Genomic DNA, 16,518 nt, shown 5'->3' with positions numbered 1-16,518 from the left:
TCACCTAGAAATAGTTTTAATTTAAGAAATTGAAAATAATTAATTTTCATATTTTGAATTAACTTTTGTGAATATTTTATCTAAATCTACACCTTTTCCGTGGTCTGCTTTTGCAGGGTCTACCAAGTCTTCCCCGTATTCAAACTGAACAACAAGTCCTCTTGAATCTCTTACGGTTCCATCGTATTCCGCCCTAATGTCCTGTAAAGCGTTTACGAGTCTTCTCTGCATGTAACCAGATTGTGCAGTCCTGACCGCCTGGTCCACAAGACCTTCTCTACCACCCATCGCGTGGAAGAAGTATTCTGTTGGTGCTAATCCTTTTTTATAACAGCTTCTAACAAATCCGTGTGATTTTGCATCTAAACTTCCTTTTCCAAAGTGAGGAAGGGTTCTTTCTCTGTAACCTCTAAAGACCCTACCACCCCTAACGGATTGCTGACCAACACTTGCAGCCATCATCGTAATGTTAAGGAGTGAACCTCTTGCACCGGTTCTTGCCATCAGAGCAGCGTGGTTTTCTTTACTTAAGTATTTTTCAGCAACGTTACCAGCTTGGTCCCTCGCTTTACCTAAAATCTGCATGATGTATGCTTCTCTGGATTCTTCAACACCCCTTCCTGGGAGGGATTCTAAAGTTCCGTTTTCATATTTTTCAACGATATCTTCAACATCCTGTTCAGCTTTGTTTAACAAATCCTGAATTTCTTGAATTGCTTCTTCAGGGATATCTTCGTCGTCAATACCTGTTGTAAATCCTTTCAAAACCATTGCTTTTATTGACATTTTGGTTGCAGAGTCGAGGAATACTCTCGCATCTTCTGAACCGAAGTCTTTTACAAGGGTGTTTAATATGATTCCTGCTTCTGAACCAAATCCGTTTTTATCGATTACTCCTTGTAAGAGTTTACCGTTTCTAATTACAACGTAAGCGTCGTGTTCACATTCTTCTTTGGTACAGGTGTCACATTTTTTACAGATTTTTGCCCTATACTGTAAGCTTAATCCTTCTGGAAGAGTTTTACTGAATAATGATTTTCCGCTGTAGTATTCAACTTTATTTTCAACAACATCTGCTTCTCCAAGTTCATTATCTAGTCCGGAGCTTTTCAATAATGTTAAAGCTTCGTCTTTTGTAAATAATGAACTTGTAAGGACGTATGCTCCTGAAATAAAGTCGTGAATTGCACCGATGATTGGACCACCAAATCTTGGGGAAACAATGTGTTTTTCAACGAGCATTAATGTTTCAGCTTCAGCTCTAGCTTCTTCGGATTGTGGGACGTGAACGTTCATTTCGTCACCATCGAAATCCGCGTTGTAAGGTGGACATACACACAGGTTGTGTCTGAATGTTCTGTATGGAAGAACTTTTACTTTGTGTGCCATAATTGACATTCTGTGCAAGGATGGCTGCCTGTTGTACAACACGACGTCCCCATCTGAAAGGTGTCTTTCAATAACCATTCCATCGGTTATATTTTCTACCCACATGTCTTTGTTGGCATCTGTAATTTTTATCTTGTATTCTTCTTCTTTTCCATCTTTAGTTTTAACTTTCTTAATAACGTAGTTTACACCTGGGTGGGTGTCAGCTCCGTTTCTTAAAAGTGCCCTTACTCTTTCAATGTTGTAGGGGGTAACTTTTTCAGGAACAGTCAATTCTTTTGCGATTAATTTAGGAATACCAACTTCGTTAATACTGAGTCTTGGATCAGGTGAGATAACAGTCCTTGCAGAGAAGTTTACCCTTTTACCTGCTAAGTTGTGTCTGAACCTTCCTTCTTTACCTTTTAACCTTTGAGCAAGTGTTCTAAGTGGTCTTCCACTTCTGTGTCTTGCTGGAGGAATCCCTGGCGCTTCGTTATCGAAGTACGTGTTTATGTGGTACTGTAATAAGTCCCATAAATCTTCAATAATCAAGTTTGGAGCTCCACCGTTGATATTTTCTTCTAACCTCTGGTTAATTCTGATAATATCAACTAATTTGTGTGTCAAGTCATCTTCACTTCTTTCTCCACTTTCAAGTGTGATTGAAGGTCTAACGGTTACTGGAGGAACTGGTAAAACTGTTAAAACCATGTATTCGGGTCTTGCAACTTTTGCATTAATTCCAAGAAGTTTACAGTCTTCACCAGGGATTTTTTCTAAAATTTCTCTAACTTCTGATGAAGTTAACTGTTTTTGAGCTTTTCCATCTAACTGGTGGTATGCAGTAGGTTTATCGTATTTTACATCCGCTTTTACTTCACCACATGAAGGGCAGACGCTACCTTTTGCAGCTTCTTTTAATAAGTCGTCACAGAGTGTCCAAGGGTCTCCACCATCCTCTTCGAGTTTGGCCATTTTTTCTAAGTATTCGTCCCTTTTTATCTCTGTAATCGTAACTTTTCCACAGTGTGGGCACACTGCTTTTAAAATTTTGTAAATATCTTTCGCAAATCCGATATGAATTACTGGTTTTGAAAGTTCAATATGTCCGAAGTGTCCGGGACAAGTTCCAACTCTTCCGCTGCAGCTTTTACATACTAATCCCGGGTCGATAACACCGAGTCTAGTATCCATCAATCCACCATCAATTGGGTATCCATCGTCATCGTAAGTGTCTGCAGTAACGATTTTAGCAACTGACATGGTTCTTATCTGTTCAGGGGAGAGCAATCCAAATGTAATATCTCCGATTTCCTTTGGAACATCAAATCTATCCATATGTTTCACCGTGGTTTAGACCTTTTTAATAAAAAATAAAATAATTTAAATTATGCTCTGTCTTTTAATTCTAATTTAGGATCAATTCCCATACTCTTAAGCTCATCCAACAATAATTTGAATGCATAAGCAATTTTTACAGGTGGGATTTTTCTGTTATCCTGAATGTCTTCTGATTCACCACAAACTGGACAGAATTTCATGCCTCTTTTGTAATCGAAGATTGCAATTTCACCACATTTTGCACAAACGTAGTCTTCGTGAGGGTCTGATTCATCGAGAAGTCTTTCTTTAAGGAGCATTGCAGCACCGTGAGCTACAAGAACATCTCTTTCCATTTCCCCGAACCTAAGACCTCCTTCTCTTGCCCTACCTTCTGTAGGCTGTCTTGTAAGAACTTGGATTGGTCCTCTGCTTCTTGCGTGGATTTTTCCAGCAACTAGGTGGTGTAATTTCTGGTAGTATGCAACTCCAACGAAAATGTCGCACTCTAATTTTCTACCGGATTTTCCATCGTACATAGCTTCTTTTGCGTGGTGCTTAAAGCCGTATTTTTCAAGGCCTTCTCTTAATTTCCATTCGCTTTCGCCGCTGAAAATTGTTCCGTCGATTCTTCTGCATTCTAATGAACCAACTTTACCACCAATCATTTCAAGAACCTGTCCGATAGTCATCCTTGAAGGGATTGCGTGCGGGTTGATGATTAAATCTGGAATTACTCCATCTTCGGTGTAAGGTAGGTCTTCTTGTGGAACAATAAGTCCAATAACCCCTTTCTGACCGTGTCTGGATGCAAATTTGTCACCAAACTCAGGAATTCTTAAGTCTCTAACTCTAACTTTTCCAAGTCTGTTTCCTTCTTTTGTTTCACTCAAAATTACGAGGTCAACGATTCCTTCTTCACCGTGTCTGATTGTAACGGATGTATCTCTTCTCTGGGATTTTGTTTGAAGGGTAATTTCCTGTTCTTCTAAAAATCTTGGAGGTGACGTTTTTCCTAAAATTACATCTCCTGATCTTACTTCGGATTCAAGGTCGATTAAACCATCGTCTCCTAAATTTCTGTAAGCTTCTTCAGCCCGGTATCCTCTAACTCCTTTTTCAGGAACTTCGAATTTATCGAGCTGTCCTCCAGGGTATCTTTTTTCAAAGCTTTCGTAGCTTCTAAAAAAAGTACTTCTACCAAGACCTCTTTCAAGGGACGCTTTATTGATAATGAATGCATCCTCCATGTTGTAGCCTTCGTAACTCATAACTGCTACAACGAAGTTCTGTCCAGCAGGTCTTTTATCAAATCCTAAGATTTCCTGGTGTTTCGTTCTTACAAGTGGAACTTGCGGATAGTGGAGTAAGTGTCCTCTTGTATCCATTCTCCATTTTATGTTTGCCATAGGAATTCCAAGTGACTGTTTACTCATCGCAGCAGCCATCGTAATCCTTGGAGCTGAGTTATGTTCTGGATATGGGGCAACACCTGCACCGATTCCCAAAATAACAAGCGGGTCGATTTCAACGTGGGTGTTTTCCTCAGTTACTTCATCTGCATACATCGCAATTCTTGCGTTTTCTTCTTCTTCAGCATCTAAGTATTCAATAACACCAGATTCCACTAATTCATGAAAAGTTAATTCCTGAGCATCTACTTTTTCAAGTAATTCCTCGGTTAATTTTGAAGCACCGTTTTCAGCTACAACTAATGGCCTTACAGCCCTTCCACCATCAGTTGAAATGTGAACATCGTTACTTTCTTCATTGAATGAAATTGAAGTGCTTGGCGATAATTTTCCACTTCTTCTATTGTCCCTTAAGTTTTTAACAAGTGTTTCAGGGTCTTCTGTGGTATCGATCAATTTCCCGTTAACATATACATTTGTCTGCTTTTCCAAGGTATCCACCTTCTTAATTGACTAAATTCGATCAATATTAAATTTAGTTTTCCTTTGTGAGCCCGAGTTCTTTTAATAATTCTATTACGTTATCGTCGCTTTCGTCAGTAGTTACTTTGCACATTACAGCAAGGTTTTTTACCAGACCACAGTTTGGACCTTCTGGTGTTTCGGACGGACATATTTTACCCCATTGGGTTGCGTGCAAGTCCCTAGCTTCGAAGTGAGGTTGTGATCTTGAAAGTGGGGATACAACTCTTCTTAATTGGGATACTGTTGCAAGGTAACTGGTCCTATCGAGAAGTTGGGATACCCCAGTTCTTCCACCTACCCAGTTTCCAGTAGCCATCGCATGTCTCATTCTTTCAGTTAAAACATCACTTCTAACTGCAGCTTGAATTGAAGGTTCTTTGTTTCTTATTGCTTGTCTTTCGAGCTGATATTTGATATCTTTAATCAACTGGTTGAATGAATGTCTAAATAAATCTTCCATCAAGTCTCCAGCTAATTTTAACCTTTTGTTTGAATAGTGGTCCTTATCATCTTCAACCCTTAATCCTAAGTAGAGTTCGATTGAATTTTTAGCCATTCTTCCAAGGTATTTACATTTAGCACCTAATTTTGCAGATTCTACGCCCATGTGTGGCAATAAATAGTTGCAAAGAATAGTTTCTGCTCTTTTTAACTTGTACTCTTTAGGCTGTCCTGGAGCTACTCTTTTTCCGATATGTTCGAGTGCATCTTCAGTCGTGTTTATTGCATGCTCTTCTCTTGCTTCCTGTAAGTTTGCAATTAACTGCATGACAACTGTTGGTTCGTCTGAAATTAATTCGATAATCTCCCTATCTGATTCTGCACCAAGTGCTCTCATCAATATAACTAGTGGAATTGTGCTAGGCATTCCCGGGAATGAAACATTTAATAACCCATCTGGGTTTCTCTCAACAGTACATAATGCCCTAAATCCATGTCTGGTTGAAAATACTTTTGCGATATCTACGATTTTATTGTTTTTTTCTACCTTTTCACATATAATTCTGTTAGGAATAAGGTCTTCCTGAGCAACAACTGCTTTTTCAGAACCGTTAACAATAAAATAACCTAAAGGATCTTTTGTGTCTTCGCCGTATTTTATTAATTCTTCTTCTGATTTTCCGCACAAGTGGCAGATTTCTGAACCAAGCATTACCGGAAGTTCTCCAATGTAAACTTCAACAGGAGATAACACTTTTTCTTCTTCATCTTCGCCAACTGTCGGTATCATTTCAAGGTAAAGCGGTGCAGAGTATGCAAGGTTTCTAATTCTCGCTTCCATAGGTGTTATTTCTTTTACAGAACCGTCAGCTTCTTTATTTATTGGTTTTGTAACTCTCACTTTATCAAAGGATACTTTGTATCCTCCTTTAATTTCTGTTTCGACACCAGTTACCTCATCGATGATCTTTTGAATTTTATTTTTCACAAAATCATCGTAGGAATCGATGTGGTGTTTTACTAAACTGTTTTCTTTAAAAAATGCATCAACAACGACACGGGACTCCATGATTTTCCCCCATAGATTTTAGATAAAGGAATAATAGCTTATTTTAAATTTTAAAAAATATTTAGCAGGTATTAACCAGCAATTTAGAGTGAAGTTGCTATTACTAATCTGTAATAGGTGCTTTCGCCTGCAGTAGGACTCATTCTTGTTATTTTTAAAACGTCTCCAGGAGCTGCTTCAACTTCGAGCACAAGTGGATCGGTATCGAGCAATTTAGGCAATTGCTGCAATTTTATATTGTATTTTTCGAGTAAAAGGGGTATTTCTTCTCTTGGAATAATCTCATGTGTCGGAACCATTGCATGTGATGATACTTTCACAGTTTGGCCTCCATTTGTTTAAAATAGTTATAAAAATAAATTTATGCGTATAATATTAATATCATGAAAAATAGTGGTAACTCATATATATTATTTTCTATCTTTATATATATTTCTAAAATTATTTCAAGTTAGCAAAATAGTGATACGGTTATATATTATAGTGTATATATACTCTAGAGCTAACCCGATGGATTATTGTCCAGATATTATACATTCACTGCTTTAAATATATAAAATTAAGGTTGATATTTTGAAAACCGTTCACGAAATTAATGAGAAGATACGAAATGGCGATGCAGTTGTGGTTACTGCAGAAGAGATGATCGATATAGTCGACGAACTGGGTGCGGAAAAAGCGGCAGTTGAAATAGATGTAGTTACGACAGGTACATTTGGAGCGATGTGTTCAAGCGGAGCATTTTTAAATTTTGGACACTCCGATCCACCAATAAAAATGTACAAGACATATTTGAATGGTGTTGAGGCATATTCTGGACTTGCAGCAGTTGATGCGTATTTAGGGGCTGCTCAAACTAATAGCGATGATGATATCGATATTTCATACGGCGGTTCTCACGTACTTGAAGACCTTGTAGCAGGAAAAGAAATCGAGCTTGTTGCTGAAGGTTATACAACGGACTGTTACCCTAGAAAAAAAGTTTCAACAACAATAACCCTAGATGATTTAAATCAGGCAATTTTGGTAAATCCAAGAAATTGCTACCAGTCATACAACGGAGCTACGAACAGTACTGAAGAAAAAATATACACTTACATGGGGGCACTGCTTCCAGAATTTGGAAACTTAAATTATTCTGGTGCAGGCCAATTAAACCCACTACAAAATGATTTTAACACGGAAACAAAAACTTACAATACTATAGGAATGGGTACAAAAATATTTTTAGGCGGTGCACAAGGGTATATTACCGGTGCTGGAACCCAACACAGTCCAAATGGTGGATTTGGAACTTTAATGGTTCAAGGTGACTTAAAAGAAATGAGTACTAAATATTTAAGGGGCGCAACAATTCCTAAATATGGAAGCACGCTTTACATGGGAATTGGAATCCCGATTCCAGTATTAAACGCGGAAATTGCAAAAACATGTGCAATAAAAGACGAAGATATCTCAGTTCCGATTTTAGATTACGGAATTCCTAGAAGGGATAGGCCTGAACTGGGCGTTACTAATTACAAACAGGCAAGATCTGGAAAAGTAACGATTGAAGTTGAAGTTGAAGGTAAAAAAGTCGATAAATGCATGAAAACAGCTTCAGTTTCAAGCTATAAAGTTTCAAGAGAAATTTCAAAAGAACTTAAAAATTGGATTTCAAATAGCGAATTTACGTTAACTGAAAGATTGGAACCTTTAAAAAGTGCAGCTCCAAAACCGATGAAAGCAAAAATGAAACTTGTAAAGGATATATTAAGTAAACCTGCAGTTGTTGGAAGTTTAAAAATGTCAATTACAGAAGCTTCAAGAATTTTAATTGAAAATAATATCAACCATCTTCCAATTATCGATGAAAACGGCAAACTTTCCGGAATAATTACTTCGTGGGATATTGCAAAAGCAATGGCTCAAGATAAACATTCAATTTCTGAAATTATGACCACATATATAGTATCTGCAACACCAGATGAGACTATCGATATGGCAGCAAGAAAAATGAGCAGAAATAATATTTCGGGACTTCCTGTTGTGGATTCAAACAACAAGGTTTTAGGAGTAGTTTCGGCTGAAGATATCTCAAAACTTATCGGGAGAACAGGACTTCATAAAATTTAATCTGGTGATTTAAGTGAAAAAAAGAGTATTTTACTGGATATCTGGAAGCAACGTAAGGGAACCGGTAGTTTCAAACGTGGTTTTGGGAACTGGTGTAATGGTTAACATTTTAAAAGCAAAAATGGAACCAAGAGAAGGATTCTTAATTCTCGAATTAACTGGTGATGAAGGACAGATCGAAAAAGCACTCGAAATTTTGAGGAAATTTGGTGAAGCAGAAGATATACCAAAAATGATTCAAAAAGACGATGAAAAATGTATCGATTGTGGTGCATGCGTAGTTCACTGCCCAGTTGGTGCACTTTCCGTTGATAATGAGTTTAAAATATTGCTCGACGAAGAAGAATGTATTGGTTGTAAAAACTGTGCAAAAATATGCCCTGTAAACGCAATTAAAATATTTGAAATTTAATTTCAAGTGAATTTAATTTTTTACTGTTTTTTAAGGTGGTTTAATGGATTTAACAATAAAATTCTTTGCAAAATGCAGGGAAGATTTTGGCGAAGGTTTAAAAATATCAATAGATCTAGATGAAGTAACCGTTTTGGAATTGATTGAAATTTTGGAAAAAGACTACAATTTAAACTTAAAAGAAGATTTTGAAAACGGAAAAATAATTGTTTCAAAAGACTTTGAAATCGTTTCTTCAAACGATTTAATTAATAAAAGTGGTGAAATTGGAATATATCCTCCAGTTTCAGGCGGATAACCTAAAGTGATTACTATGAAATGCAAAAAATGTGGTGGCCCTTCAATATACTACCAAAAACACTCTGGAAATAATTATTGTAGGACATGTTTCATAAAAGAAACTAAAAGAAAAGTTAGAAAAACCCTTGGAAGGGATGTTCTTAAAAACAATATTAAAGTTGCAATGGGCCTAAGCGGTGGAAAAGACAGTCTTGTAATGGCCCATATATTAAATGAATTTTACAAACAGATTCCAAAGTCTAAAATCCTTGCAATAATTGTTAATGAAGGAATCGAAGGATATAGGACTGATGGAATAGATGCAGCAGTAAAATTCTGCGAAGAACATGGTATCGAATACAGAATTGTTCATTTTAAGGATTATCTTGGAACAAATCTTGACGAAATTGTAAAACTTGCAAAAGAAAAAAATTTAACAATGAATCCATGCTCATTTTGTGGAGTAATACGGAGAAAAATCTTAAACCGGGTATCTATTGAAGAAAAATGCGATTATCTTGCAATTGGCCACAACTTAGATGATGTTGCACAGGCAGTTATGATGAATTACATCGAAGGAGACGTTAAAAAACTGGCTTTTTTAGGAAAAAGTTTGAAAAATCCTAAATTTGTTAAACGAATAAAACCTTTAGAAAAAATTCCAGAAGAAGAAGTGCTTTTAATTGCAGATTTACTTGAATTAAAATACCACAAGTCACCATGCCCGTATTCATGTCTTTCTTTTAGATCAGAAGTCTGTGAAATTACAGATACGTTGGAAAAAAACCACCCTGGTGCAAAATATTCAATTGTAAGGGGTTATGAAAGACTTCTCGAACATATCGAACTTCCGGGTTACACTGGAGAGTGTAAAATCTGCGGGGATTTATCTGCAACCGAAGTCTGTAAGGTGTGCAGTTATTTAAAAAATCTTGGAATTTTGGAAAAATCGAAATTTGAAAAGATTTAATCAATCAAAATAAAAAATTATTCTTCACAAATCTTTTTTAATTCTTCAAAGTCATCGCTCATTAAAATCTTGATATTTGATTTAATTTTTTCAATTGGCCAGTCCCACCATTTTATTTTTAAAAGAAGTTCTATTTTTTCTTCAGAAAATCTTTTTTTAATTATTTTTGCAGGATTTCCGCCAACTATTGTATAGGGGGGAACTTCTTTTGTAACGACGCTTCCTGTTGCAATTACTGCACCGCTGCCAATTTTTACGCCCGGCATAATTGTTACATTTGCACCAATCCAGACGTCGTTTTCAATTACTGTATCTCCTTTTTTCAAATATCCTTTTCCATTTTCTGATTTTAAATCTTCTGGAGTTTCAGAAATCAAAGTTAATGGATAGGTTGAAATCCAGTCGTATCTATGGCCCTGATTTCCACCCATTACAAATTTAACGCCTGACGCAATGCTACAAAATTTACCAATAATCAATTTATCGACATCTTTTCTGTTGTCGATTTCGTCAAGGTACATTATACAGTCTTTAAACTCTTTTCTTTCGTAGTATCCCGAATAATAAGTGTATTCTCCGATTTCGACGTTTTCACTTTTTATTTTTTCCCGAACTATTCCGTCCCCTTTTACAAGGTATTTCGGGTTTTCGTTCATTATTCTAATATCTCTATAAGTTTCAAATGGATTTGAATTCAAGATTTTCCCCTAATTTAACAATTATTACATTCATCACAGTTTCTTAAATTTGAAAGCTGTTCTTCAATTTTTTCAATTTCTTCAGGTGTAGCATTTGTTATCGGATGTTTTGGAACTGCAAAACAGCTCACTTCTTTACTCGTCGAAATTTCAAAAGTTCCGATTTTCCTTGCAATATCCATAATTTCGACTTTATCAAGTCCAATCAAAGGTCTTAAAATCGGGTAATCAATTCCTTCACTAATTACACGCAAATTTTTAAGGGTTTGGGATGCAACCTGGCCCATATTATCTCCATTTATAATAGCATCACATTTATGCCATTTAGCATGTTTTTCAGCTAATTTTAACATGTATTTTTTACAGTAAATGCACGTGTATTTATCCCTATTAATTTCCGTAAGTTCGGCTTTAATTTTTGCAAGCTCTTCTTTAAAGTCAACGTATACAAATTTAGCTTCCGGGTCGAAGTCGCTTAAAACTTCAGCGAGTTTTTGGGTCTTTTCAAGCCCTTCATCTGAAGTTTTCATGTGTAAAAGTAAGAGTTTACATCCCCGTTTTGCCATCATGTATGCAGAAACCGGGCTATCGATTCCATCAGAAATTAGTACTAAAACGCGCCCTTGAGTTCCAACAGGAATTCCACCAATTCCTTCGATTCTTTCTGCAAATACGTAAGCGTATTCGTTGAAAACTTCTATATCCAGAGAAATTGTAGGATTCGTTAAATCTACTTTTATTCCGTATTTTTCAGAGATTGGCCCACCAACTGCCATATTTACTTCAAGTGACGTTAACGGGAATTTTTTCTGCGGTCTTTGAGTTTTTACTCTAAATGTAATATTTTCTTTGTTTTTGTAACGTTCAAGTTCTTTTTCAAAAAGTTCGGATGAAATTTCCTTTATTTGTTCAATATCTGGGTCGATGTAGTAGCATGGGCTAAAAGATACAATTCCCGGTACTTTTTTTAGGAGTTCCTTCATTTTTTCAAAATTTTCTTCAGCAACATCTACAATTAATCTTGTATGGATTATTTCAACTTCTGCCGAAATTCCGTGTTTTTTTGCAAGTTTTGAGATGTTTTTTGCAAGTAATTTTTCAAACCTGTGCATGGTCTGTCGTGATTTCGTTCCAATTTCTCCGTATCTCACAATGAATTTTTTCAATATCTCAACCTAAAACCGTTTTTAAACCAATAATAAATGAATTTAAATAAAATAGCTACATCCTAAATAAATACTTTCAAACATTATGCTTATATATTATGTTATATTTACGTGATGATTTCTGGTGACTTCATGATAGACTTGAAAGAGTTAAAAAAGTATTGTAATCCTTCCTATTTAACGATAAGGAATGATAAAATTATTGTGGGAAACAAGGGTTTGGCGAGACTTTCAAAGGAAAAAATGAGAAAAATTGAAGCCGATTTTGGAATTCCTATTGTTTATTCTCGAGTTTTTGAAGAAATTTCCGAGAGGATGGGAAGGTATGTTTCAAAAAATAGTATTATTTCTCCAAAAGATAAAATACTGGTGGGATTAAGTGGTGGAAAGGACAGCCTTGCACTTTTGCACCTTTTAGAGCCATACCGTCGAAAATATGGCGTTCAAATCTATGCGGTAACCGTTGATTTGAATATAAATGGAATACACCCATGGACAAAAAATAATGAAAACGTGAAGAAAATTTCAGAACACTGTAACAATCTGAATATTCCTCACGAAATAATTGCACATGATGGGAACGTTGTTGAAATGTCAAATACACTCTCACAAAACACGAAAGGAATTGAATATTCGCCATGTTTTTCATGTTCAATGGTTAGAAGGCACGTTTTAACTAATTATGCAGAAAATAACTTTGATAATGATTCAAACGTAAAAATCGCAATAGGTCACACGTTAGAGGATAATTCTGACACGATAATGGCAAATATATTTAAAGGAAATGTAATAAAAGCACTAGAGCCGATTAAAAATTTCAATGAGACAGATGTAGACTTTAAAGATTTTAAATTAAATCTTAAAAGCTGCTGTATGATTAGACCGATGCTCAATGTCTCAGAAGAAAAAATCGTAAAGGCATTAGTTGAATGTGACATCGAATACTACAAAGACAAGGACGAATGTCCCTACAGTAGGCATAATGGCGATGGAATAAGGAAAAAGTCCCACGAAGTTTTGAAGTCACTTGAAGAAGATGTTCCAAATATTCGGGAAATGGTTATTTCTTCAATATTAAATAGTATCGAACACTATAAACAAAAATGATTGATGTAACATATGATTTTGAAATTTCTAAATCAAAATCTGAAAAAATAAAAAAACTAACAATAAAAATTTAAAAAATTCAAAGAGTGAAAAAAATGGATGGAAAGCTCAGAGCAGACGAAGTAGCAGTAACAAAATCAATATTGAAGTCCACTTTCAACATGTGGATGGATATAATTGACGTTGACGTTGTAATTATTGGTGCAGGCCCAAGCGGACTTACAGCTGCAAAATATTTGGCTCAAAATGGAGTTAAAACCGTAGTTCTCGAAAGACACCTTTCATTTGGTGGTGGAACTTGGGGCGGAGGAATGGGCTTTCCAAACATCGTCGTGGAAAAACCTGCAGATGAGATATTAAGAGAAGCTGGAATTAAATTGGATGAAGTAGACGGTGAAGATGAATTATTCACCGCAGATTCAGTGGAAGTTCCTGCAAAACTCGGGGTTGCTGCAATTGACGCAGGTGCAAAAATATTAACAGGAATTGTTGTAGAAGACTTGATTTTAAAAGAAGATAAAATTGCAGGAGTAGTTATTCAGTCATATGCGATTGAAAAAGCAGGACTTCACATCGACCCACTCACAATCAGTGCAAAATATGTTATAGACTCAACAGGACACGACGCTTCAGCAGTTCACACACTTGCTAGAAAAAATAAGGACCTTGGAATCGAAGTTCCTGGCGAAAAATCCATGTGGGCAGAAAAAGGTGAAAATTCACTCACAAGAAACACGAGAGAAATATTCCCTGGACTTTACGTTTGTGGAATGGCTGCAAATGCGTACCACGCAGGTTACAGAATGGGTGCAATCTTTGGTGGAATGTATCTTTCTGGAAAAAAATGTGCGGAAATGATTTTGGAAAAATTGGAAAATAAATAATCATAAACTTTTTTTCAAATTTTTAAATTTAAATTCTCTTTGAAAATCTTTATTTTGCGTTAAATTTTAATAATTTATTTAATGATATATCATATCAAATCTAATTTCGGATTGAAACCGAATGGTGAACATATAATGATAGTAAATATACGAAAATTCCGGGAAAAAGACTTAAAAAGGGTAATGGAGATTGAAAAAGAATCTTTTGATAAAAATTATCCGGAATTTTTGATGATGCATATATATACTTCGTTTCCAGACGGTTTTTTGGTAGCAGAAAATGAAGAAGGAAAAATTGTTGGATATATAATTGCATTAATGGAGTGGGGAAATGGGCATGTTGTATCAATTGCAGTTGATTCAGCTTACCAAAATTACGGGATTGGAAATGCCCTTTTAAATGCTGTTGAAAACTTTTTATTTAACGAGTGCCATGCAAAACACTGCGTTTTAGAAGTTCGCTTCGATAATAAAAAAGCGAGAGAATTTTACTACAAGCGAAATTATGTTGATAGAAAAGTTCTTTACAATTATTACGATGACGGTGCGGATGCGATACTCATGATAAAAAGAAGATTCGATTTATATGGAAACTATCCTATTTTTGTAAACATGTGGTAGATATCATGAAAATTACAATTTATTCTAAAGATATATACACTTACGGTGCCATGTTGGTCGGCGGAATTTTAAAAGAAAAACATAAACACGACGTAAAGCTTACAAAGGACATAAAAAACAAGAAACTTTTTTTAAAATCGGATATAGTTATTTTTAGCCTTTATTCTACATTAAATATCATCGATCCAGTAATTAAAGAGACGATTGACTATTTAAAATCTAAAAACGTAAAAATTTACATTGCAGGGCCAGTTTCAGCATATCCTGAGATTATATTAAATGAATTAACTGTTGATGGGGTAATTTTGGGAGAAGGCGAACTTACAACTCCCGAAATAGTTAGTGGAAGCACTGAAGGATTGGCATATATTGAAAATGGCGAAATTATTGTAAACAATCCAAAAATAAAGCCTGATTTGGATTTTTCAAAGATATACGTTCCAAAAGATATTGAAGCTCAGAATGTACGTGGTGCAAATGTATATATTGAAACCCACAGGGGCTGTCTTGGGCACTGCACATTTTGCCAGGTTCCTGAATTTTTTGGACGGGATATTCGAAGTAAACCAATTGAATTAATAATTGAAGAAGTAATGGAACTTAAAAAAAATGGTGTTAAAAGAATTGCAATAAGTGGTGGTACTGGAAGCCTCTATAACTTTAAAAACACCGTAAACAAAAATAAATTTATAGAAATGATTGAAAGCGTTTCAAACATAATTGGAAGGGAGAATTTATCAGTTCCAGACATGAGGGTTGACTACGTTGACGAAGAGGTTTTGAATGCCATTAAAACTTATTCAATTGGATGGGTATTCTACGGAATTGAAAGTGGAAGTGACAAACTTCTAAATTCAATGAAAAAAGGAACTAACACAAAGAAAAATTTAAAAGCAATCGAGCTTGCAAAAGATTGTGGAGTAAAAGTTGCTGGAAGTTTTATCGTTGGGCATCCAAAAGAAAAAGAAGTTGACTTTTTGATGACAAAAGACTTTATCGTTGATGCAGAACTCGATGACGTTTTTGTAAGTGCTGCTGAGCCGATTCCAAGAACTGAGCTATGTACTGAAGTATTGAATACCGAAATGGATAAAAATCCAACATTTATTACACATAATGGGCCTTATCGAAAATATGGGCTAAAAGAAAACGAAGCAAGGGCATATGATTTAATGCTTCATTCAGAAATGTGGAAATCAACTCCGAGAATGATTACAAATAATTTATCGAAGGTATATCTTGATGAAGCAAAAATGCAAGGTTCAGATATACGAAAAGCAACCGAGTTAATATTTAAGTACGGGGATTTCTTAATTTAATTAAGAGGTATTATCATGATAAGAACAAATGAACAGTTGGACGAACTTGCAAACAATATATGTGATTTTATACGGGAACAGGTAGAAAATGCAGATGCAAAAGGCGTTGTAGTGGGACTCAGTGGCGGAATAGACAGCGCCCTTGTAGCATATCTTTCAGTAAAAGCTCTTGGCAAAGAAAATGTCTTTGGAGTAATAATGCCTGAAAAAAATTCAAATCCTGATGATGAAAAGTATGGAAAACTCGTTGCAGAATCTCTTGGAATTGATTACACAATATTTGATATAACTCCTGTTTTAGTTGCATTTGGTGCAGGGGGATACGTTGAAGGAAAAGAGTTTGATAAACGTGTCGATGCAAATTTAAAGCCTAGAATTAGGATGACTGAAGTATATTACCATGCAAACAAGAAAAATTACCTTGTTGCAGGAACATCCAATAAATCAGAAATATACATGGGATACGGTACAAAATACGGGGACCTTGGAAGCGACTTTTTAACTATTGGAAATCTTTTCAAAACTGAAGTAAGGCAGCTTGCAGGTTATGTTGGCGTTCCAAAAGAGATAATTGATAAAGCACCTTCTGCAGGACTTTGGGATGGTCAAACTGACGAAGGCGAACTTGGAATTTCTTACGAAACTCTCGACAAACTTTTAAATTTAATGGAAAAGGGAAAGGAAATTGATGATATATGTGAATTTTTAGGCATTTCTCTAGAAAAAATGGAAGAATTAATGATTAGGATTACAACAAACAAACATAAGTCCTTGCCATTACCAATGCCTTAAATTTAACTATTTTTATT

At 35.5% G+C, this 16,518-nt stretch carries 15 protein-coding genes; 9 read left to right on the top strand and 6 right to left on the bottom strand.

Translation table 11 applies throughout. The features are described from left to right. Positions 1–39 precede the first annotated feature (39 nt). The 4 genes from rpoA1 to HNP90_RS00955 form a co-directional block, all read right to left on the bottom strand. On the bottom strand, positions 40–2,709 hold the full coding sequence (rpoA1, locus tag HNP90_RS00970; protein ID WP_011977004.1) for a DNA-directed RNA polymerase subunit A': 2,670 nt from the start codon (positions 2,707–2,709) through the stop codon (positions 40–42). A 50-nt stretch (positions 2,710–2,759) separates the two neighbouring features. Next, a complete protein-coding gene (rpoB, locus tag HNP90_RS00965) occupies positions 2,760–4,595 on the bottom strand; it encodes a DNA-directed RNA polymerase subunit B (RefSeq protein WP_011977003.1) in 1,836 nt (611 codons plus the stop codon). A gap of 43 nt (positions 4,596–4,638) precedes the next feature. Next, positions 4,639–6,138: a DNA-directed RNA polymerase subunit B'' gene (locus HNP90_RS00960; protein ID WP_011977002.1), complete on the bottom strand. Its 1,500-nt coding sequence runs from the start codon at positions 6,136–6,138 to the stop codon at positions 4,639–4,641. 83 nt (positions 6,139–6,221) lie between these two features. Further along, positions 6,222–6,458, bottom strand: a complete 237-nt coding sequence (locus HNP90_RS00955) for a DNA-directed RNA polymerase subunit H (RefSeq protein ID WP_011977001.1) — start codon at positions 6,456–6,458, stop codon at positions 6,222–6,224. 253 nt (positions 6,459–6,711) lie between these two features. Between HNP90_RS00955 and HNP90_RS00950 the strand changes: the two genes are divergently transcribed. Genes HNP90_RS00950 through HNP90_RS00935 form a run of 4 tightly spaced genes read left to right on the top strand, consistent with a single transcriptional unit; the run spans position 6,712 to position 9,914 of the window. Continuing rightward, a complete protein-coding gene (locus HNP90_RS00950; RefSeq protein ID WP_011977000.1) occupies positions 6,712–8,253 on the top strand; it encodes a homocysteine biosynthesis protein in 1,542 nt (513 codons plus the stop codon). A gap of 13 nt (positions 8,254–8,266) precedes the next feature. Further along, complete coding sequence (locus tag HNP90_RS00945; RefSeq protein WP_011976999.1) at positions 8,267–8,665, top strand: 4Fe-4S binding protein; 399 nt, start codon at positions 8,267–8,269, stop codon at positions 8,663–8,665. A 43-nt stretch (positions 8,666–8,708) separates the two neighbouring features. Continuing rightward, entirely contained in the window at positions 8,709–8,963 is a 255-nt protein-coding gene (locus HNP90_RS00940; protein ID WP_011976998.1) for a MoaD/ThiS family protein, read from the top strand. Positions 8,964–8,978: 15 nt separating this feature from the next. Beyond that, positions 8,979–9,914 carry a TIGR00269 family protein gene (locus tag HNP90_RS00935; protein WP_011976997.1) on the top strand — a complete coding sequence of 312 codons (936 nt, stop codon included), beginning with the start codon at positions 8,979–8,981 and terminating at the stop codon, positions 9,912–9,914. A gap of 17 nt (positions 9,915–9,931) precedes the next feature. Here the strand turns inward: HNP90_RS00935 and HNP90_RS00930 are convergent, their stop codons facing one another. Continuing rightward, positions 9,932–10,570, bottom strand: coding sequence for a CatB-related O-acetyltransferase (locus HNP90_RS00930; protein ID WP_220127112.1), 639 nt, complete (start codon positions 10,568–10,570; stop codon positions 9,932–9,934). Between the two features lie 56 nt (positions 10,571–10,626). Then, complete coding sequence (gene thiI / locus HNP90_RS00925; protein ID WP_011976995.1) at positions 10,627–11,778, bottom strand: tRNA uracil 4-sulfurtransferase ThiI; 1,152 nt, start codon at positions 11,776–11,778, stop codon at positions 10,627–10,629. Positions 11,779–11,910: 132 nt separating this feature from the next. Here thiI and HNP90_RS00920 point away from each other — a divergent pair, with 132 nt between their 5' ends. The 5 genes from HNP90_RS00920 (at position 11,911) to HNP90_RS00900 (ending at position 16,501) form a co-directional block, all read left to right on the top strand. Continuing rightward, complete coding sequence (locus HNP90_RS00920) at positions 11,911–12,885, top strand: tRNA lysidine(34) synthetase (RefSeq protein ID WP_181486628.1); 975 nt, start codon at positions 11,911–11,913, stop codon at positions 12,883–12,885. A gap of 95 nt (positions 12,886–12,980) precedes the next feature. Continuing rightward, positions 12,981–13,769, top strand: coding sequence for a sulfide-dependent adenosine diphosphate thiazole synthase (locus HNP90_RS00915; RefSeq protein ID WP_011976994.1), 789 nt, complete (start codon positions 12,981–12,983; stop codon positions 13,767–13,769). Positions 13,770–13,904: 135 nt separating this feature from the next. Then, a complete protein-coding gene (rimI, locus tag HNP90_RS00910) occupies positions 13,905–14,390 on the top strand; it encodes a ribosomal protein S18-alanine N-acetyltransferase (RefSeq protein WP_011976993.1) in 486 nt (161 codons plus the stop codon). A 5-nt stretch (positions 14,391–14,395) separates the two neighbouring features. Beyond that, positions 14,396–15,709 carry a methyl-coenzyme M reductase glutamine C-methyltransferase gene (locus HNP90_RS00905; RefSeq protein ID WP_011976992.1) on the top strand — a complete coding sequence of 438 codons (1,314 nt, stop codon included), beginning with the start codon at positions 14,396–14,398 and terminating at the stop codon, positions 15,707–15,709. A 15-nt stretch (positions 15,710–15,724) separates the two neighbouring features. Continuing rightward, the gene (locus tag HNP90_RS00900; RefSeq protein ID WP_011976991.1) at positions 15,725–16,501 is read left to right on the top strand and encodes an NAD+ synthase; all 777 of its coding nucleotides are present in this window, start codon (positions 15,725–15,727) and stop codon (positions 16,499–16,501) included. Positions 16,502–16,518: the final 17 nt, after the last annotated feature.

The sequence above is a fragment of the Methanococcus maripaludis genome, from assembly GCF_013760955.1.
GTDB lineage: Archaea > AGJL01 > Methanococci > Methanococcales > Methanococcaceae > Methanococcus > Methanococcus maripaludis_A.
This window is presented reverse-complemented; position numbering and strand designations above follow the sequence as displayed.